The sequence below is a fragment of the Yoonia ponticola genome, from assembly GCF_014199395.1.
GTDB lineage: Bacteria > Pseudomonadota > Alphaproteobacteria > Rhodobacterales > Rhodobacteraceae > Yoonia > Yoonia ponticola.
Genome location: NZ_JACIJM010000009.1, coordinates 1 through 19,790 on the forward strand (window position 1 = coordinate 1; position 19,790 = coordinate 19,790).

Consider the following 19,790-nt stretch of genomic DNA (forward strand, 5'->3'; position numbering starts at 1 on the left):
ACTCGTCTGTAAACCGTATTCCTTTGTTCATATCCGTCTCTCCTTGGTTCCAAAATTACCAAGCAAAGCGTCTACAAATCTAGGGGCACCTCAAAAAGTGTTTGTGAGAAAATGAAACGATTTTTGAAGTTGGTTTTCACTGTATTCATGGGCGCAGCAATCGCCGTCTTTGTGGCGCGATTGGCCTTTCCCTTACCTGACATTTCACAGCGTGTGGCGAGCATGGCGTTACCCGCTTCTGCGGCAACGCCGCTTGGGCGATTGATGGCTGATGGGGGCGTGAACCATCCTGATAAATCTGGCGTTATTCCGCTTCGCGGCGGGCATGATGCGCTTGCAAGTAGGCTGGCAGTAATTGCGGCTGCGGAGCAATCGATAGATGCGCAATACTACATCTGGCATGATGATGTGTCCGGCATTCTGTTGCTGGGTGCTCTGCAAGATGCGGCACAGCGCGGTGTACGCGTGCGATTGCTGCTTGATGACAACGGCGTGCCGGGGTTGGATGATTTTATGGCGGCGTTGAATGCGCAGGACAACTTCGAGATTAGGCTGTTCAATCCGTCTACTGTCCGCTCGCCAAGGTTGGCGGGCTATGCATTTTATTTTTTCCGCATGAACCGGCGAATGCATAACAAATCCCTAATCGCGGATGGGGCTGTGGCGATTGTTGGCGGGCGTAACATCGGGGATGAGTATTTTCAGGTTGGCGATGACGTATTCTACGTGGATATGGATGTGCTGGCGATCGGCGCGGTTGTGCCTGAAACTGCTGCAGTGTTTGATGATTACTGGAATAGCGCATCGGTTTTCGAGATCGAGAGCATTATTGATGGTATCGGTAATCTAGCCGCCTTCGAAACGCGCGCCGCGCAGGTCGCGGCGAGCGCTGAAGCAACCGAATTTCTAAGTGAGTTGGGCAATAATGCCGACCGCTACACGCGCGGAGCGGCTGATATAGAATGGACAGATGTTCAACTCGTTGCGGATGATCCCGTCAAAGGGCAGGGGGTGGCCAACACCGATCAGCTCATGATTATGAGGCTTGGCGCAATCTTGGGCGACACCACAGAGCGTCTGGATTTGGTGTCGGCCTATTTTGTACCCGGTAGAGTAGGTACTGCTTATTTCAATAACCTTGCACGATCCGGTGTCGAAGTGCGCATCCTGACAAATGCGTTGAACACAACCGACGTGTTAACGGTGCATGCCGGATACACAAAATACCGACGCGAATTGCTAGAAGCTGGGGTGGACCTTTTTGAACTAAAGCTGCGAGGTAACATGACGGCAGCGCAAGATGGTCCCGGTTTGCCGCTCGGCCTTTCTGGTGCGAGCCTGCATGCAAAGACCTTCGCTATCGACGACGACCGGATATTCATCGGTTCATTCAATTTTGACCCGCGCTCTGCTTCGCTGAATTGCGAGATGGGTTTTTTGATCGATAGTCCAACTTTGGCAAGCCGGGTCAGCGCGGGATTTGACGGTCCGCTGGCTGAAGTCAGCTATCGGCCCGATATAACGCCAGAAGCAAAGATGATTTGGCGCGAGACCATGGGCGACGACAGCGTTGTGACTTATCAGGAAGAACCCGGGGCAACATGGTTACAACAAATCGCCATTGTGGTGATTGGGTTCTTGCCAGTCGAATGGTTGATTTAAACCGAACATTTCAAATATCGGGTGCCTTGCGCTATCTATAACAACGCATGCGCCTAGTGGATTTAGGCCAAGCGCCATGGAACCATTGAGGGCCTTCTGGGTTTTTCTTGAGATGCTTAAAAATGAAACGAAATGAAAAGAGCCCCTTATGTCACATAAATCCTTTAAAATGACGACGGCAATCGCTGCATGCCTTTCCATTACAGCACCCGCGCCAATTTGGGCGCAAGAGGCGGGTGACAGCTTCCCCTGCGTGGCACCTGACGGTGCCGAAGTGACTGATCCCACGATGCTGTCCGAGGCGCTCATGACGTATCTCGTCGTGGGCACGCGGAGCGATGACTTTGGAAGTTGTGATGCCGTTGCTGTTCAAAGCGCGCTTGAAGTAGGCGGCGAAGATCTTGGGGCCGCCTTGGCCAATGCGCCTGGCGAATTGCAAGCGCAACTGCCGGATGCCGATGGAATTGTGGCGGTTGGGGAGGCTGAGGCAGTAGCCGATGCTGTACCTATGACTGAAGTGGAAGCCGACATTGAGGCCGAGACAGAGTCTGCAACTGACGTTGAAGCCGAAGCAGAAACAGAGGTTACGCCAGAAGTGGAAGCTGCGTCGGATGCGCAAACTACTCCAGAAGCTGCGCCTGAAAGTGAACCAGGAGTTGCATCGACTGCGGAGGCAGAGGTTGAAGCAGAGGCCGACGTTGCGCCTGAACTGGAAACCGAAGCTGAAGCAGACGCAGAAGTCGAAACCGACAAATTGGCTGACGCGCTTGCGGAAGAAGCCGAGCCGGTAGAAGGTACGAGCGAGGCTGCACCGCAAGCTGATCAAGATGCTGGTGCAGACGACGTTGGTGCGGATGAGCCAAGTGCAACCGATGCCGCGCCTGTAGAGGATACAGCCTCTGATGAATCCGTGGATGCGATCGAGGATACGTCTGCAGAAATACCAGATGAGATCGACGATACAGCAGAAACTGGCGACACGAATGAAGTTAACGACGCAGAGATCGCCGACGTTGCGGACGGCGCCGGGGAAGCTGGCAGCGAGCAGCTTACAGACGAAGAACGCCAAACGCTTAACCAAGAACGTGAGAGCGAAGCCGTAATTGCGTCACCATCGGCCGCGGCCGGTGATGACGGTGAAAATGCCGAAGAGGCAGAGGCTGAAGTTGAGACCGAAGTCGTTGCGGAAAATGATGTCCGCCGCAGTGACGAAGATTTTGCAACTGCGGCTGTCGGCGATGCGCAAGTCACCGAGGACGACAAAGACGATGGTGGCCCGTCCAATTTCGAAAAGGCACTATTGTTGGGGCTGGGGGCGGCGGTCGTCGGCTCTGTTTTGAATAATGGTGACCAAGTTGTGTCCAACTCTGGCGACCGTGTGATCATTGAGCGCGACGGCGAACTGCGCGTCCTGAAAAACGATGATGTCTTGCTGCGCAGACCCGGAGCGCAGGTGCAGACGCAGACTTTTAACGACGGGTCGACACGCTCTGTTCTCGCCTATGAAGACGGCAGTCAGATCATCACGGTCCGCGCAAACGACGGCACCGTGCTGCGACGCACGCTGATCCGCGCGCAAGACGGGACCGAGGTCGTGCTCTTCGACGACACTCAAGTCGCTGAACCAATTGAGTTTTCCGAATTACCCGCGGTTGAGGCGCGTAAAGACGTGCAATCCATCGACACGTCAAATCAAGCCGCATTGAGAGACGCGCTGCAAGCGGCGTTGCTTGCAGATGTAAATCGCCAGTTTTCGTTGCAGCAAATTCGTGACTTCAAACGTGTCCGCAATCTTGCGCCAGAAGTTGAGTTGGACCAGATCACGTTTGCAACGGGATCTGCAGCGATCCAACCCGCGCAAGCCGAAGAACTACGCGCACTCGGGTTATCAATGGTGAATATCATCGAGACCAATCCACAGGCGGTTTTCTTGGTTGAAGGTCACACCGATGCGGTCGGAAGCGCGAGCTATAATCTTTCGCTGTCAGACCGACGCGCGGAAACTGTCGCACTGGCATTGACTGAATATTTTGGCGTTCCACCGCAAAATCTGATCACTCAAGGCTATGGTGAGACTGACCTCAAAATTGAAGTGCTAACGGACGAGCGGGCCAATCGCCGGGCATCTGTCCGCAACATTACGCGCCTGTTGAACCGCTCTTAACGTAAGTTCTACATCAATTGGAAACGGGGCCTCGTGAAGTGAGGTCCCTTTTTTACCATACCATTGAAATGAACATCCAGTGTCCGAGAGTGTATACATACATCACTAAATTCGCGTTTCCCGACTAAGGTAGGCATCACCAAATTTGGAATCTAATGCGCGCTGAGAAACGTCAGATAACCTGGACGTTATCATCCTTCCTATTTCCGCGCTCCATTCAGGTACACAGACCGCTGACTTTTCCTAATATAAGTCCAAGCAATAAAACGGCTTGTCTTATGCCCTTGCGCCATCTCAACAACTCTATAATCAGCAACTTTTGTTTTTGTTAAAATTCGGTGAAGCGGCTTCAGGTTATCCTTTTTCGACACCAAGGACGTAAACCATAGGCATTGGTCGGCGAACGCCTTGCTCTGTTCAACCATGCTCGCGATGAACTTTATCTCGCCACCCGGACACCAGAGTTCAGCGTTTTGGCCCCCGAAGTTGAGTTTGTTTGAATGCCCTTTTCCAAGGTTGCGCCACTTGCGTTGGGCCCCTTTAGTCGCCTGCTCGATGGACGCATGAAACGGCGGATTACACATAGTGATGTGGAACGCATCACTGGGTTTAATCACGCCTTTAAAGATATCTTCAGGTTTTGGTTGTAGCCTAAGGGAGACGTCCAGTTTGTTGAAGTCGCAGATTTGCTGCGCCGATTTGATCGCGGTCGGGTCGACATCGACGCCAGTAAAATGCCAGTCGTATTCGCGTTGCCCAGTAAGCGGATACACCAAGCTCGCGCCGGTCCCGATGTCTAACGCTTTGATGTGACGCCCGCGCGGGATTTGTTGATTGTTACTTTCGGCAAGCAGGTCCGCCAGATAGTGGATGTAGTCGACGCGACCGGGGATCGGCGGGCATAGGTAACTGGCTGGGATATCCCAGAAATCAACGGCGTAGTACGTCTTGAGCAGCGCACGGTTCAGCATGCGGACCGCCGCCCCATCGTGAAAATCAATCGTCGTCTGACCAAGTGGATTGATGATCGTGAATGGCTCTAGTTCCGGTAGACCCGCCACCAAACGCGCGAAATCGTAACCGTCTTTGTGTTGATTACGGGGGTGCAGTTTCGTTTTGGCGGACACGGGGCTGCCTTTATAAAAGTGGTAATCGTTGCCCAGAACAGGAATTCATATCAGGCATGTCGAAAGTGAGAACGCGGTTAACCCGTGATGCCTTCGGTTTGAGGAAGCGGGTTTGGCGATGTCACATCTTCGGGCCGTCGCTTTTCATAAAAGGCGTTGCCGCCCGCCGTTAAGACATAGTGAATATTGTTGAAATTGGCGGTGTACCAAGCGGCGTGAAAAAAGCGGGCGCCGCTTACTTTTGGGTGTCTTTCGCCGGTCAGGACAGCCGACGCTGAGGCCAACGCCAATGCACGGCCCTGATCATTCATCGACTTGGTCATCACGCCTGGTGCGAACTGGTTTTTCTGGCTGACTACCGCGCAGACGGTATCGGGGAAGTCGTCAGATTGTACGCGGTTCATCAACACGCTGCCGACCGCGATCATCCCATCCCGACTAGAGCGGTTCGATTCAAAATACATCGCCCGCGCCATGCAGTTGACGTCAGACGATGCAACCGTCGTGATCGTCGGCTCTGGTTGACGCGTGCAACCAGCAAGGCCGACGGTCGCCACTAGCGCCAATATCAGCGCTTTTTTCGGTTTAGCGTTTAACAATAGGCATACTCCCTTAACTGCTTGTAGCGAGCCGCGTTCGTGGCCTCAAGCTAGGAAGCAGTCAGGCGGCGGAACCATACCAAGGTAAAACCGGACAGGGGAATGCGGTGATGCTACGTCGTTGAACGTCAAGAACGGCAAAGTGGGCGGTGAAGCGTAAAGAAACAGCGTACAGACGACCATATGCCGCGTTAGCCTGACGGAGACCGGGAAGTGGTCGATATCTTGTCCTTGGTTTTGTAGTCTGACATGACGCCACCGACTGCACTGTCCTGTCCCGCGATTTTGGTCGAAGCGGTCTTTATAGTTGGGGCATTGACCTACTATTTTCGCGATCAGGGCTTTGCTGCTCTGGGCCATTCCGAAGAACGTCAAAAAATGCTGACTTACTCTGATCGGTGTTCGACGATGCAGCTTTGCGGTCCAATTTGCGCGAAATGCGCGCGGCATGCTGCGACGAAATGTTGAACCAATCGGCGCGGGCGCGATTTATCGTAGCCGATTGCGAGGGTTAAAGGCGGCAATGGGTCAGAGATCGGCAGGCCAACCAATGCTTCGCCGCAATAGCTTGTTCTGGTTAATGGCTGCATGTTCAAAACGGCACAGCCATGGCCCGCGCTGACAAGGCTTCGGACCATTTCGGTCGAGTTGGCGTAAGCGGCAACTGAAATATCATCGACTTGGGCTTCGAACAGGCTTTGATAATAGGGGGCGGCGACTGGTCGGTTGAGGACGACCAAAGGCTGTGTGGCAATCTGTGCGACAGTGACGCTAGATTGCTTGGCGAACGCGTGACCCGCAGGCACCAGACAAAACGCGGGCGCTTCGATCAAGACATCAAAAGTAACAGAAGGGCGGGCACCTTCGCTGACAAACAGGATGGCGTCGTAGCTTCCTTTCAGTAGCCCATCTTGGGCGCTATCGTTGTCGCATTCGTCTAGATGTAGCGAAACATCACGGCCTTTTGGCACAAAGCTGGCAAGGATCTGCGGCAGGAATGCTGGGGCAATTGGCGCGTAATATCCGATACGCAACGTCCCGCTAAGCGCTTGTTTCAGATCAGCGCCTTCGGCCAAAACCGCCGCGTAATCCTCAAGCAATCGTTCGAACTTTTGGGCGACCTGTCGCCCGCTGGCATTGGCTTCAATCCCGCGCGACCGTTGCCTGATGGTGAGCGTCAGATCAAAGGCGGCTTCAATCTGATCAATAGCAGCGCCAATCGCTGAGGCGGCGATATTCAGCTCTGCCGCTGCCTTCGAGATATTCCCATGCCGCAACGCCGTCGTGAAATATTCCATCGCCTTGAGCGAAATCGCCATCTATACCTCTATTAATCAGACTTAGTTTATCAGTTTAATCTGTTTTCCATGCATTCTGCTTTCTGTCAAACTCAAAGATATACTCTGAAAGAAAGTTATCCAGATGGATCAGGAGCCTCTCAAAGGTTGGAACCACGTTCCGGCTGTCCCGCTTCAAGTATCGCCGTTCTTTCGTTGGCCATTGCGCCCGTTGGAAATGCTCGCGTGGGTCTGGAATTCTTGGTTCTTGATCACTGAGAAGCTGATCATCGTCGGCATCGCCTTTGTCTCATTTTACTGGTTTCAGCCACCGCTTGCGGAATCCAAGACACTGGCTTTCGGCTGGATTACAGAGATGTATGTCCGTAACTTGGTCCTTATGATCGCAGTGGCGGGCGGGCTGCATCTGTATTTCTATACCTTCACCAAGCAAGGCAAAGAGCTGCGGTATGATCCGCGCCCGCTGATGAAGAATGGCCGCCAGTTCACCTTGGGCGGGCAGATCAAAGACAACATGTTCTGGACGCTGGCGAGCGGTGTTACGATCTGGACCGCCTACGAGGTCTTGATGTTCTGGGCGCTTGCAAACGGGTACGCGCCATTGCTCACGTGGGCCGCCCATCCGGTCTGGTTCGTCGCAATGTTCTTGCTAATCCCAATCTGGGAGAGCTTTTATTTCTACTGGATTCACCGATTTTTGCACATTCCGTTTTTCTACAAACACATCCATGCGCTGCATCACCGCAATATCAATGTTGGACCGTGGTCGGGGCTGTCGATGCATCCTGTGGAGCATGTGATTTTTCTAGGCTCGGTGCTGATCCATTGGATTGTTGCGGCACATCCCGTCCACATCCTGTTCCACCTGCAATACTACACGCTGACCGCTGCCACGACCCACACCGGCTTTGAAGGATTGGTTGTCAAAGACGAAAACAGACTTGCGCTGGGCACGTTCCACCACCAAATGCACCACCGCTATTTCGAATGTAACTATGGCTCGCTTGAGATCCCGTGGGATAAGTTTTTCGGCTCGTTTCACGATGGCACAACAACGGCTGACGCGCGGATCAAAGAGCGGCGCAAACGGATGGCGAGGAGCTAAGCAATGACTGCATTAACCGTCAAAGACCTGCTAGAGGCGAAAGGCAAACGCCAGCTTGCCTATGTGCAAGTCGCCCGCGAGGAAGAGGCGATTGCCGCCTCAGAGGCGGGCATGGATATGATCGGCACCGCCTTCATTCCCGAACGTGCGCATTTTGCAAAGGCGGTTCCGAACACGCATTTTCAGTTCGGAATGCCGTGGGGCAAACACGCTGACGCGACCGAAGTTTTGCGAGATGCGATGACCGCGATGCGGGGAGGTGCGCAGTCGGTCTATTGCGGCATGAGCCCGCACATTGTCGAACTACTCGCACGCGAAGGGGTGCCTGTGATTTCCCACGTTGGTTTGGTTCCGCCCAAAGCCACATGGACAGGCGGCTTTCGCGCCGTTGGTCGCACGCTTGCGCAGGCCAAGACGGTTTGGCAACATGTACAAGACTTTGAGGCAGCAGGGGCATTCGCCGTCGAGATGGAGGTCGTCGCGGCAAATCTCGCGACCGAAATCACCAACCGCACTTCAATGCTCACGATTTCGCTCGGATCAGGAAGCGGGTGCGACGCGCAATACCTATTCTCGGTTGATCTTCTCGGCGAAAACAGAGGGCACATCCCGCGCCACGCAAAGACCTACCGAAATTTCGCCGCCGAACGTGATCGGCTGCAAGTCGAACGAGTGGCTGCATACAAGGAATATATCGCCGACATAACATCCGGTGTGTTTCCCGACGCAGAGCATGTCGTGAACATCGACGACGACGCACTACAGGACGTGTGGAAGGACTAGCAGGGAAGGGGGCGCAAAACTGGAATTGGGGTTTTGCAAACTGTTCTCGCGATTCACTTCCGGCGGTATTTGAATATATCAGAAAGCTCTCGCGTTGCTTCAACGATGAATTCGCTCGTTTGTTGGATGCGTGCAAGGTGGCGGTTTTCTTCGAGATAGGTCATCCAATAGGTGCGCTGAAATTCTATTTTGTCCGCCAGCACAGGTTCGAGATCCGTGTCGCGCGCCATGTAGTAGGGCAAAACGCCCAGCCCGATATTGCCCATCACCGCATCAAATTGCGCTTTCACGGTGGAGCCACGGTAGACGACTTGGAGATCGGGCAGCAGAATGGTGTTGAAGTCCAGCGTATCTGTGTAAAGCAATTCTTCGACGTAACCGATGAAGGGATATGCGTGTAGATCGGCGCGTTGCTTTGGACGCTCGCGCCCTTCAAAGAACTTTGGTCCAGCATAAATGCGCAGATCGTAATCAATCAACTTGCGCATAACCAATGCGCCGCGCTCGGGTCGGTCCAGTGAAATGGCGATGTCCACATCACGACGCCATAGCTTGTGCGCGATGGGCATGGGGACCAGATCGATTTCCAGCGTTGGGTTGCTCGCAATCAGTCTTGGCAAAATATGCGACAGTACTTCATTGCCGAAACCGTCGGGTGCGCCCACGCGCACCTTTTGCTTGCCGACCCCGTTTATGCGCCCTGCAAGGTCGGAAATCGCACTCGCCGAGCCTTCCATTTGTTCGGCGAAAGGCAGAATGCGTTGACCGAATTCGCTCAGCACCATGCCATCTTTTGTCTGTTCGAATAAAGCCAAACCCAGCTGATCTTGCAGCGCTTTGAGCCGCCGCGCGATTGTCGTATGCGAATACTTGAGCCGTTTGGCCGCCTGACTTTGACGGCCTGTGCGTTGAATTTCAAGAAAGACACGCAGGTCGTCCCAGTTAAAACTCATGCGGCGTCTCCTTGTTCGGGATCAATCGTACACGAGTTCAGGCAGCCACGTCACGAGTTCCGGCACCAATATAAGTGCAGTCACAACAGCCAACTGGATGATCACAAACGGAATGATGCCTTTGTAGATATCAATTGTGGTGACTTCGGCAGGCGACGCACCCTTGAGGTAGAATAGCGAGAACCCAACAGGCGGCGTAATGAACGATGTTTGTAGCGCAACCGAGAACAGCACGACGAACCAAACCGCATCAAAACCGAGGTCATTTACAACCACAGGTCCGACGAGCGGCAAGAAGATCAACGTAATTTCGAGCCAGTCCAAAAAGAACCCTGCGATAAAGGCAAAGAACAAGACGGTGATCACGACGCCCATGTTGCCAAACGGGATGGCGTGAAGTCCTGCCGCGATCATTTCGTCGCCGCCCAAGGACCGCATTACCAAAGCAAAGGCTGTTGCACCGATGAAAATACCGAAGATGAACGACGTTGTCAGTGTGGTTCTGCGGGCAACCTCGTAGAGCACTTTAAAGCTCAGGCGCTTGTTGCCCAATGCGAGCAGCGTCGCACCCAATGCGCCGATGCCTGCAGCTTCGGTAGGGGTGGCGATCCCCATAAAGATACTGCCCAAAACGGCAAGGATCAGGGCCATCGGCGGAATGACCGCCGCGAATGTACGCAACAGACGCGCTGCCGTCAGCGGGTCAGGGTTTTTCAGACGCGGGGCCATCTCTGGCTTCACGGTAACCGCCGCGATAACGTAGATCAGGTAGCACGCACCCAGCAATAAGCCCGGGATCATAGCACCCATGAACAATTCGCCGACGGACATCGCAAGCTGATCCGCCATAATGATCAGCATGATAGACGGCGGGATCAAAATACCAAGCGTCCCGGCAGAGGCGATAACGCCAGCGGCAAGCCGTTTATCATAGCCGTTCTCAAGCATGACAGGCATCGCAATCGTGGTCAGCAAGACAACAGACGCGCCAACAATCCCTGTCGAGGCCGCCAATAGAATACCGATCAGAATAACTGCAATCGCCAAACCGCCACGATAGCGACCTAGTGTCGCTGCGAATTCTGACATCAGCTTTTGGGCGAGACCGGATTGGTCCAGCATTAGCCCCATAAAGATGAACATCGGTAGTGCGACGAGCACCCCGTTCTCCATTAGAGACCAAATGCGCTGCACGATCACGGAATAATCACGCCATGAATCTAGGAAATAGGTGTCCACTTCAAAGCGGCTGTAAAGCTGTAGCGCCACAATGGTCGCAACCAAAGACACCCCAGCAAGCGACCAGACCACAGGCACACCCAAAAACAGCAGGCCCATAAAACTCAATAGCATTCCGATCACGATCAACTCGTTTGCCGCAAAACCTAACATCGGTTCTTCCTTTTTGACGTAATTTGAATGTGGATTAGGATTTGCGGATCACTGCTACCATGCGCAGCGCACGTGCAAAGGCCGCGAGTATCAGCAGGCCCATCGCAAGCGGAATAACCGACTTGAGGATCCATCGGTAGGGGAGGCCACCGGGCGAGCGTGATGTCTCACTCAGCTTATGCGAAAATTCCACGAATGGAATTGCGGCAGTGCCGACGACATAAGCGAACGGAATAACCAGTGCCACCATCGCGATCAGATCGATCCACGCACGACGCCGTGCTGGCCAGTGTTCGGCCAGTACGTCAACGCGGACGTGTTGGTCATGCACAAGGCAATAGGCCACGCCGACCATGAAAGCGTAGGACGAGAGGTGCCATTGCAACTCTTCCATCGCGACGATGCTGTTTGAAAAGACATATCGTAAAATCACGTTCGTGATGACGATCAGAGTGAGCAAAATCCAACTCACATGTGCGGTCACGGCGACAGTGTTAATGATGCCTTCCGTTATGCGCACGAGAAAAGGGGCAATAAAACCTTGCGGGTCGTTGTTGTTCGGTAGTGTTGTCTCGACCAGCTTTGGCATATTGCCCCCCTTTATTTATTTGATACCAGACCCGACTTACTCAGCCGGTGCGTTTTCCCATTTCCAGTCACGCGGCAGGTAAGCCACGGAACTCCAGACGGCGTTCTCTTCTTGGAAGGCCATCATGGATGAGTACACTTTATCAAACATTTCGTCTGCTTCTGATTCACGGTCCATGACCACTGCGGTCGCGTCACGGAATTTCTGCAAGACTTCGTCAGGCAACTGACGTGCTTCAACGCCATGTTCAGTTTCAAACTTTTGCAAAACCGCACCTTGCAGCGCTTCTGCACGTGCCATCGCGTATGTTACGCCAGCCATACAAGAGTTCTCGATCAGCGCTTGTGTCGTGGTGTTCAGGTCACGCCAAACGTCGCCGTTCACATAGAGATACTGTGACGTTGACGGCTGGTGCCACCCTGGAAGGTGGTAGTATTTTGCAACCTGATAGAAGCCAAGCTGCTCGTCCACGGTCGGAAGCGAGAACTCGGTCGCGTCAAGAACGCCTGTTTCTAGGGCTTGGTACAATTCGCCACCCGGCAGAACCGTCACGGACATGCCGACTTCTTTCATGATCTCGCCACCAAGACCCGCTGCGCGGAACTTGAGACCTTCAAGCTGATCAACGCTTTCAATCGGGAATTTGAACCAACCAGCCGCTTCAGGACTAATCACACCGCAAAGGATCGGGTGTACGTTGTATGGTTCGAACAGTTCTTCAAGCAATTCGTTGCCGCCAGCTTGATACATCCACGCCGTAAATTGCGCAGGCTCAAGACCGAAAGGCGTCGCACCAAACAAGGCAGACGCAGGAACTTGACCGCGCTCGTAGCCCATCCAGCTATAGCCGGCATCGATTTGACCAGTTGCAACGCTTTCGAAAACGGCAAGAGCAGGGATCATTTGGTTCGGTTCAAACACCTGAAATGTGATTTTGCCACCAGAAGCGGCACTGACGCGCTCGGCAACCCAAGGCAGCGCATCGCCCAAGGCGGTCAGGTTTGATGAAAAGCTGATTGGAACAGCCCATCGAACGTCTTGAACTTCCTGCGCTGTGGCAGGGGCCGCGGCCGCGACAAGCGTTAGGCCGGCCATAGCAGCGCTAAGACCTTTAACTTTGTTTAACATACGTCTTCCTCCCAGAAGTGTTTTTTGTCCAGCGGCGACGCGGTCAAGCATCCGGCTGGAAACCTCAGCTTAAAACGACAATGCAGAAAACGCCTATGAACCAATTTAGACCTTACCTGTGCAAATACGTTCATTGCTACGCGGTTAGGCGTGCTGTTTCAATGGCCATTCTGTGCTGTAGCGCCGTTCTGGGCGCACGTCACATCTGAAATATGGAGAACATACCATGCAGGACTACGGCGATTTTGACTATGTGATTGTAGGCGCAGGTTCAGCAGGATGTGTTCTCGCCAATAGATTAAGCGAAGACCCTAACACACGGGTTTTATTGCTCGAATCCGGCGGAAGCGACAATTACCACTGGATCCATATCCCCGTCGGTTACCTTTATTGCATCGGAAATCCGCGCACAGATTGGGGCTATTCTACTGCCGCTTGTGCAGGCTTGGGCGGGCGGTCTCTTTTGTATCCGCGCGGTCGCGTTGTAGGGGGCTGTTCTTCGATTAACGGGATGCTTTATTTGCGGGGGCAGTCGAACGATTATGATGGCTGGCGTCAGTTGGGAAACATCGGCTGGGCGTGGGACGACGTTTTACCGTATTTTAAGAAATCCGAAGACTATTATGCTGGCGAAGACGACGAACATGGCGAAGGCGGTGAATGGCGCGTCGAAGAGCAACGCCTGAATTGGGAAATTTTGGATGCATGGAAAGCGGCAGCAATAGAGGCAGGTATTCCAGAGACACCCGATTTTAACCGGGGCGATAACTTTGGGGTTGGTTACTTTAAAGTAAATCAACGAAACGGATGGCGTTGGAGTTCTGCTAAGGGGTTCCTGCGACCCGCAAAATCACGGCCAAATCTTGAGGTGATGACCCACGCACAGGCTCAAAAGGTTTTGTTCGCGGGGAAGCGTGCGACAGGCGTTCAGTTTCTGCGCAAGGGGGCTTTATCAAAAGTCAGCGCACGCCGCGAGGTGATCCTGTCGTCTGGTGCCGTCGGCACGCCGCAATTGCTTCAACTGTCAGGCGTAGGCCCGGGCGGATTGCTACAGAAACACGGCATCGATGTGGTACACGAGGCGCCAGAGGTCGGCGGCAATCTGCAAGACCACCTGCAAATTCGCTGCGCTTACAAAGTGTCGGGCGTGAAAACCTTGAATGTGATGAGTTCAACACTTTGGGGCAAAGCAAAAATTGGACTCGAATACGCGCTGAAACGTACAGGGCCGATGTCGATGGCCCCTAGCCAGCTTGGTGCATTCGCGTATTCCGACGAGCGTCTAGCGTCTCCCGATCTGGAATATCACGTGCAACCCGTCACACTCGAAGCATTCGGCCAAGCGCCACATGACTTCCCCGCGATCACCGCTAGCGTTTGCCACCTGCGTCCGGAAAGTCGCGGCCATGTGCATATCACCTCGCCCGACGCTGCATCGCATCCCGAAATTCAACCCAATTACCTTGCCACAGAAGGCGACCGCATCGTCGCGGCCAACGCCATCCGCAAAACCCGCGAAATCATGGGCCAATCCGCGCTTGCACGTTACATGCCGGAAGAATTCAAACCCGGACCGCGTTATCAAACTGAAGAAGAATTGGTTGAGGGCGCGAGCCAGATCGCATCGACGATCTTTCATCCAGTCGGTACAGCACGCATGGGGATCGACGAGAACGCCGTGGTCGACCCGCAGTTACGCGTCAACGGTGTGACGAACTTGCGGGTTGTGGATGCATCAATCATGCCTAACATCACGTCTGGAAATACAAATTCTCCGACAGTTATGATCGCAGAACGGGCGAGCGATTTTATACTTGGACGCAACCTTTAGGGCCGGGCGGGCACTGTCCCGTCGCTGGTGACGCCCAGCACAACCTGTTAGTTCATCTGCACCTTCGAGCCTTTTACGGTAATTTTCGACGCTGCTTTTACGTTTATTTTTCCGCTGGCTTTGATGTCGATGTCTTTTCCGTTGATTTGGAATGTGCCGTCTTTTTTCAGAACCATGGTGCTTTTGCCGACGGTGATGGTTAGTTCGTCGCCGACGTCGATGTTCAGCTTTTTACCGACCGAAATGCTCATGTCTTCGGCGACATCGATGTCCATCGTCTTGCCTGACGTGACCGCAATGGTTTCGCCTGATGTCACGGCGATAGATTTACCAGAGGTCACATCAATGCTCTCGCCGGATGCGACGGCGATGGACTTGCCCGATTCCGTGTCGATGGATTCACCGGATTTGATAGCGATGGATTTCCCGACCTGCACCGATTGCGAAACGCCGATTGTCGCCGAGGACGAAATGCCGATGGTCTTGGTTTTGGTCAGGTCAATGGTTTCAACGTAATGGCCTTCGCCAGGGATCGCCGCGCCCATCAAACCGAGACCCGCCGCAACGCTACCAACGCCGCCTGCCATGCCTGCGGCCGCCGCGCTGACGACTTTCCCGATGGCCGATGGTCCTACAGTTAGGTTCATATTGCCGCCGATGGCTTCAACGTGGTTGTTGTTCACTTCGATGGATTTGTTCTGGCCGACAGATTGCACCCAGTTGTTATCGATCCGTTCAGAATGACAGTTAAGCGTCTTTTCGTTGCGGTCTTTTTGGGCGTGAACAAAGATTTCTTCTTTGGATTTCTCGTCCTCGAACCGCAACTCGTTAAAGCCTGTGCCTTGATGCGTGTTCGTCTTGAACGTGGACCGCGTTTTGTTAGCGGGTAGCGGGTAAGGAACGTCGTTTTTCCCGTTATAAACACAGCCCGTCACAAGCGGCAGATCGGGGTTTCCCTCAAGAAATTCGACCACAACCTCCATCCCAATGCGCGGGATCACCATGCCGCCCCAGCCTTTGCCAGCCCAGTTTTGCGACACGCGGCAGCGCATGGAATAGGCTTGCGCAAGGTCCCAGTGGAAATGCACCAAAATGCGTCCGTATTCGTCGCAATCAATCTCGCCTTCGCCGACGACAGTCGCGGTCTGCGGGCCTTGCACCGTGGGGATATGCGTCTTGCGTTCGGGCGCGAGCGGGGCGGCAGTGGGCAGCATCACATATGTGCCTTCATAAGTCGCCGTGCCGCTGCCATTGCCGCTGGCGTAGGTATTGCTGGAATAGGTGTGCCGTGCGGTCAGGCAAAGACACGGATCATCAACGCCTTTGATTGGATCACCGGTGATTTTCACGATCAGTCCGGCACGCATAGAGGTCGCGTCGCCAGTCACAAAATGCCGATCATCTTGGCCGCGTTCTTGTGCTGTGCGCAGCTTTGCAAGCTTCTTGCCTTCAGATTGGTCAAGATAGTTACCAGGGAAATCAAAGCTTTCGATGATACCTTCATCAAAAGCCGCGTCACCCGTGTGGTCGGCCTCCATCATCGCAAGCGGGGTTTTGAAATTGTAATCGGTCAGGCGGATCGCACCTGTCGTGATGCGACGGGCGGGCGAAACGTTCCAAAAGTGTTCTTCGTCGGCGCGGTGCATCTCGGGCACTTGCACAAATTTGCGGCTGTCGCCCGCGATCGGGGCGTGTTCGGTCATATCGTCTGTCAGAACCAATGTGTGTCCCGCATCGGTGTGCGCAAAGTGGTAGCTGATCCCAAAGCGTTCCATCAGGCGGGTCGCAAAGGCCAGATCGCTTTCGCGGTATTGGACGGTGTATTCTAGCGGCGCGTAGCTTTTGGTTAACTTCTTTTTTACGGCAGGTTCGCCAAGGTGGCTGTAGGGCGACAGCAATTCGTCCAAGATTTCCACAACAGACTTTTCAGCAAAAATCCGTTGGTTGCGGCGCAGTCCAGCAAGCCAGAACCATGGCCGCAATGTCAGGTCATACCGCCACCCGTTTTCATCAACGCCGTTGAATTTGGTAGCAGTCACAAAGCCATGAAACACCTGATCGGGGTTCTCGAAAGTCTTTAGTGAAACGCTGGCTGGCGTGCCGACCAATGCGTTGAAATCAATGTCTGCTTTAACTGATAAGGCCTCGACGTTGAAGTTAAACAAGGTGTTCACATGTTCATCACCATTGAAACGCAACAGGACCAACTCGTCCGCACCTAGCGCCGTTGTGAGCATGCCCATTCGTCCATCTTGAAGAAAATCCGATGCCATTTCAATGTCCTAACATGCTCAAAACGATATTTGCGTACGATACTGGGCGCTCCACATCCGTAATTTATGCGTGACCTAAGGGCAGCTTCACATGGAATCACTTTCGGAAACAAGTATGGGAACCGCTACCTTTGCTTTGCAACAGCCAGTTGGTGGTGCGAAATAATCGTTCACCTGCACCGTGCAGGGTCATCCGGTAAAAGCAGTGTATCCTGCGTCGTCCATCATGTGGTCGATCTCTGTCGGGTTTGCGACGCTCATCTTAAACAACCAGCCGTTGCCCATCGGGTCGTCATTTGCGAGGCTCGGATTGCCTGCCAAGGCAGTGTTAATTGCCACCACATCGCCTGAGATCGGCGCCGAAATATCGGATACCGCCTTGCTACTTTCGACAACCGCGACCTCATCACCTAGCGCAATCGTATCGCCCGTTCGCGGCAGTTCAACAAACACCAACGTGCCTAGCTGCGCTACGGCGAAGGGCGTGATCCCAATCACGACAAATCCGTTTTCCGCGCGAAGCCAGTGATGTTCCTTCGTGTATCTCATAGCGCGTTTTCCTTTGATCGTTGGCGTCAGGCTGCATCGACATCGCCGCCCGATCAAGCAATTTCCGATGCTTAGATGTCGCTACGGGTATTCCAGACTTGACCCTAGGGTACTTCCACGCCCAAGCTGCGTGAATATTGCGATTGTCACAAAAACCTTTCCTAAATCCATTATGGCTGGAACGGTTAATTCGATTTTAAGCTACTTTCACGCGAGGCGCAGATGCATATCGACCTCAAAGGATCAGGGATCAGCGGGTTTAGCATCGGTATAGATCCGACTGGGCGCGAACATGTTGTGGTTATCACGAAGCGTCGTTTAAACTTTCCCGCTGCGTCGGGCGGTGTTTGCACGTGGTCCGATGCGATCCCAGCGCTATGCACGGCGGATGAATTTAGTGGCGAACCTGGCATGTCTGCGGTCACGTTCGAATCCGAATTTGCGATGCGCAAACCCCATTGCGATGTGCTGGTTCACGGTGCGGCTTACGCGCCCAATGGGGCGCCCACCCCGATGGTCTACGCTGGTCTGCAATGCGGAACCGTTTCGAAAACGATTGCGGTTTTTGGCCCGCGGGTCTGGGAACGCTACATCACTGGGCCAGCCCCGTCAGAACCCGCGCTGTTCGTGCGTCAGGATATTTCGTATGATCACGCTTTTGGCGGTGTCGATGCGCTTGATCCATCCGAAAAAGAACCCCCGATGTATCCGTTTAATATTGTCGGCGTCGGCTGGCATCAATCACGCAACCGCGACAGTGTTGATGGCACGCCGCTGCCCGCCTGCGAAGATCCGCAGAACCTGATCAGTACTCCGTGGAGTAAAGTCACACCTGTCAGCTTTGGTCCGATAGCGCGTGGTGCGCCTGAGCGCGCGAAATACGCGGGAACCTACGATGAGGCGTGGATCGAGGATCGTTTTCCACATTTGCCTGACGACTACGATGATCGCTATGCCCAAGCCGCGCCCGCCGATCAGCAAATCCGGCACCCATCAGGGGGCGAAGTGATCAAGCTAAATAATATGATGTCCGATCACGCTGGCCCATTCGAGATGAAGCTGCCGAACCTGGACCTGCCAGTCGTGTTTTCACGTAGGCGCGGCGAAGATATTCCCGCCCGACCCGTCACCGACACATTGATTATCGAACCGGACCAGCGCCATATCGACGTGATCACCCGCGCAAGCCTGCCATTGAAACGCGATATTCTGGAGATGCGCGAAGCCATCATCGGCAAACGCGGTCGCGGGTATTGGCGCGCACGTGCGCTGGGCAAAACATACAACCCGAGCCTCGCTGGGCTTGGGAAGGACAAAGTGGTGCCCGAATTATGAGCGGCCTTGCAATAGAAGCCTGCGGCATGTCAACCGCGATTGGCCTGAATGCGCCAGCTTCTGCGGCGGCACAACGGGCGAGATTATCGAACTTTGAAGAAACGCATTTTATTTCGCACGACGGCAAATGGATGATCGGTGCGGAAGTGCCGCTTGATCCGCCAAAACGTGGTCGTGCGCGGCTGCAGGCGCTTTTGGAAGGGCCGTTGCGCGAATGCTATGCTGCGCTAGGCGATGTCGATCCAAAAGACGTGCCAGTGCTGCTTTGCGTCGCCGAAGGAGACAGGCCCGGAAGGTTAGCAGGCGTCGATACTAGCCTGTTGCACGACACCTTGAATGCCATTGGCCAACCGATCCACGCAGACAGCGCCGTGATCACCTATGGTCGCGTTGGGGGAATTGTGGCCCTGCGTGACGCCCGTGATCTGATGAAAAAAGGCGCGAAAAAGGTAATCGTCGCAGGTGTCGACAGCTACCTGATCGCGGGAACCTTGGCGCATTATGATGCCGACGACAGGGTGCTGACGGAGACAAACTCTAACGGCTTTCCTGCGGGCGAGGGGGCGGCGGCGGTACTGCTTGGTCGCGGTGGCGCATTTCAGTTGCTCGGCCTCGGCTTTGGTCGCGAACCCGCGCATATCACATCAGGTGAACCCACGCGGGCCGACGGTCTCGTCGCCGCAATGCGTGAAGCACTGGGTGAAGCAGGGATCGACTTTAGCGAGGTCGATTACCGGATGTCTGACCTAAATGGCGAACAGTATTATTTCAAAGAGGCAGCGCTCGCGATGACCCGCGTTTTGCGCAAACGCATTGATCAAATGGACCTGTGGAACCCCGCCAGCGAATTTGGCTACACTGGTGCCGCAAGCATGCCATTGATGCTTGGGTTGGGCTTGATCGCAGGGCAAAAACGCTATGCGCCAGGCCGGACGGTAATCATGCAAACGTCAGACGACGACGGGCGGCGCGGCACTGCGATTTTCAGAATGGAAGGGTAGA

Annotated in this window: 16 protein-coding genes; 7 read left to right on the top strand and 9 right to left on the bottom strand. The window is 54.1% G+C overall.

Features of this window, described 5'->3' with window-relative positions; genetic code table 11:
• Positions 1-111 precede the first annotated feature (111 nt).
• Together FHS72_RS14045 and FHS72_RS14050 are read left to right on the top strand one after the other, a co-directional pair.
• On the top strand, positions 112-1,662 hold the full coding sequence (locus FHS72_RS14045; RefSeq protein WP_183530239.1) for a phospholipase D family protein: 1,551 nt from the start codon (positions 112-114) through the stop codon (positions 1,660-1,662).
• Between the two features lie 148 nt (positions 1,663-1,810).
• Entirely contained in the window at positions 1,811-3,826 is a 2,016-nt protein-coding gene (locus FHS72_RS14050) for an OmpA family protein (protein ID WP_281378335.1), read from the top strand.
• A gap of 200 nt (positions 3,827-4,026) precedes the next feature.
• Here FHS72_RS14050 and rlmF read toward each other — a convergent pair whose 3' ends face one another.
• The 3 genes from rlmF to FHS72_RS14065 all read right to left on the bottom strand — a co-directional run bounded on the left by rlmF (position 4,027) and on the right by FHS72_RS14065 (position 6,871).
• Positions 4,027-4,953, bottom strand: coding sequence for a 23S rRNA (adenine(1618)-N(6))-methyltransferase RlmF (gene rlmF / locus FHS72_RS14055; protein WP_183530241.1), 927 nt, complete (start codon positions 4,951-4,953; stop codon positions 4,027-4,029).
• Between the two features lie 77 nt (positions 4,954-5,030).
• Positions 5,031-5,552 carry a cell wall hydrolase gene (locus tag FHS72_RS14060; protein ID WP_246414713.1) on the bottom strand — a complete coding sequence of 174 codons (522 nt, stop codon included), beginning with the start codon at positions 5,550-5,552 and terminating at the stop codon, positions 5,031-5,033.
• A gap of 386 nt (positions 5,553-5,938) precedes the next feature.
• The gene (locus tag FHS72_RS14065) at positions 5,939-6,871 is read right to left on the bottom strand and encodes a LysR family transcriptional regulator (RefSeq protein ID WP_183530243.1); all 933 of its coding nucleotides are present in this window, start codon (positions 6,869-6,871) and stop codon (positions 5,939-5,941) included.
• Between the two features lie 103 nt (positions 6,872-6,974).
• Here FHS72_RS14065 and FHS72_RS14070 point away from each other — a divergent pair, with 103 nt between their 5' ends.
• Complete coding sequence (locus FHS72_RS14070) at positions 6,975-7,955, top strand: sterol desaturase family protein (protein WP_183530245.1); 981 nt, start codon at positions 6,975-6,977, stop codon at positions 7,953-7,955.
• 3 nt (positions 7,956-7,958) lie between these two features.
• On the top strand, positions 7,959-8,738 hold the full coding sequence (locus tag FHS72_RS14075; protein ID WP_183530247.1) for a 3-methyl-2-oxobutanoate hydroxymethyltransferase: 780 nt from the start codon (positions 7,959-7,961) through the stop codon (positions 8,736-8,738).
• A 53-nt stretch (positions 8,739-8,791) separates the two neighbouring features.
• Here the strand turns inward: FHS72_RS14075 and FHS72_RS14080 are convergent, their stop codons facing one another.
• The 4 genes from FHS72_RS14080 to FHS72_RS14095 are packed head-to-tail and all read right to left on the bottom strand — an operon-like array spanning position 8,792 to position 12,800.
• A complete protein-coding gene (locus tag FHS72_RS14080) occupies positions 8,792-9,691 on the bottom strand; it encodes a LysR family transcriptional regulator (RefSeq protein ID WP_183530249.1) in 900 nt (299 codons plus the stop codon).
• A gap of 21 nt (positions 9,692-9,712) precedes the next feature.
• Positions 9,713-11,083, bottom strand: coding sequence for a TRAP transporter large permease (locus FHS72_RS14085; RefSeq protein WP_183530251.1), 1,371 nt, complete (start codon positions 11,081-11,083; stop codon positions 9,713-9,715).
• A gap of 34 nt (positions 11,084-11,117) precedes the next feature.
• Positions 11,118-11,672 (bottom strand): TRAP transporter small permease subunit, encoded by a 555-nt coding sequence (locus FHS72_RS14090; protein WP_183530253.1) that lies wholly within the window; start codon positions 11,670-11,672, stop codon positions 11,118-11,120.
• Between the two features lie 36 nt (positions 11,673-11,708).
• Positions 11,709-12,800: a TRAP transporter substrate-binding protein gene (locus FHS72_RS14095; RefSeq protein ID WP_183530255.1), complete on the bottom strand. Its 1,092-nt coding sequence runs from the start codon at positions 12,798-12,800 to the stop codon at positions 11,709-11,711.
• Between the two features lie 226 nt (positions 12,801-13,026).
• On the opposite strand from FHS72_RS14095, the gene FHS72_RS14100 reads away from it, so the two are divergent.
• On the top strand, positions 13,027-14,631 hold the full coding sequence (locus FHS72_RS14100) for a GMC family oxidoreductase (protein WP_183530257.1): 1,605 nt from the start codon (positions 13,027-13,029) through the stop codon (positions 14,629-14,631).
• Positions 14,632-14,678: 47 nt separating this feature from the next.
• Here FHS72_RS14100 and FHS72_RS14105 read toward each other — a convergent pair whose 3' ends face one another.
• Both FHS72_RS14105 and gcvH read right to left on the bottom strand, forming a co-directional pair.
• Positions 14,679-16,874, bottom strand: a complete 2,196-nt coding sequence (locus FHS72_RS14105) for a type VI secretion system Vgr family protein (RefSeq protein ID WP_246414715.1) — start codon at positions 16,872-16,874, stop codon at positions 14,679-14,681.
• 219 nt (positions 16,875-17,093) lie between these two features.
• The gene (gcvH, locus tag FHS72_RS14110) at positions 17,094-17,453 is read right to left on the bottom strand and encodes a glycine cleavage system protein GcvH (protein ID WP_183530261.1); all 360 of its coding nucleotides are present in this window, start codon (positions 17,451-17,453) and stop codon (positions 17,094-17,096) included.
• A 222-nt stretch (positions 17,454-17,675) separates the two neighbouring features.
• Between gcvH and FHS72_RS14115 the strand changes: the two genes are divergently transcribed.
• Positions 17,676-18,788 (top strand): DUF2169 family type VI secretion system accessory protein, encoded by a 1,113-nt coding sequence (locus tag FHS72_RS14115; protein ID WP_183530263.1) that lies wholly within the window; start codon positions 17,676-17,678, stop codon positions 18,786-18,788.
• Positions 18,785-19,789 carry a hypothetical protein gene (locus FHS72_RS14120; protein ID WP_183530265.1) on the top strand — a complete coding sequence of 335 codons (1,005 nt, stop codon included), beginning with the start codon at positions 18,785-18,787 and terminating at the stop codon, positions 19,787-19,789. Before FHS72_RS14115 ends, FHS72_RS14120 begins: the two co-directional genes overlap by 4 nt.
• Position 19,790 lies beyond the last annotated feature (1 nt).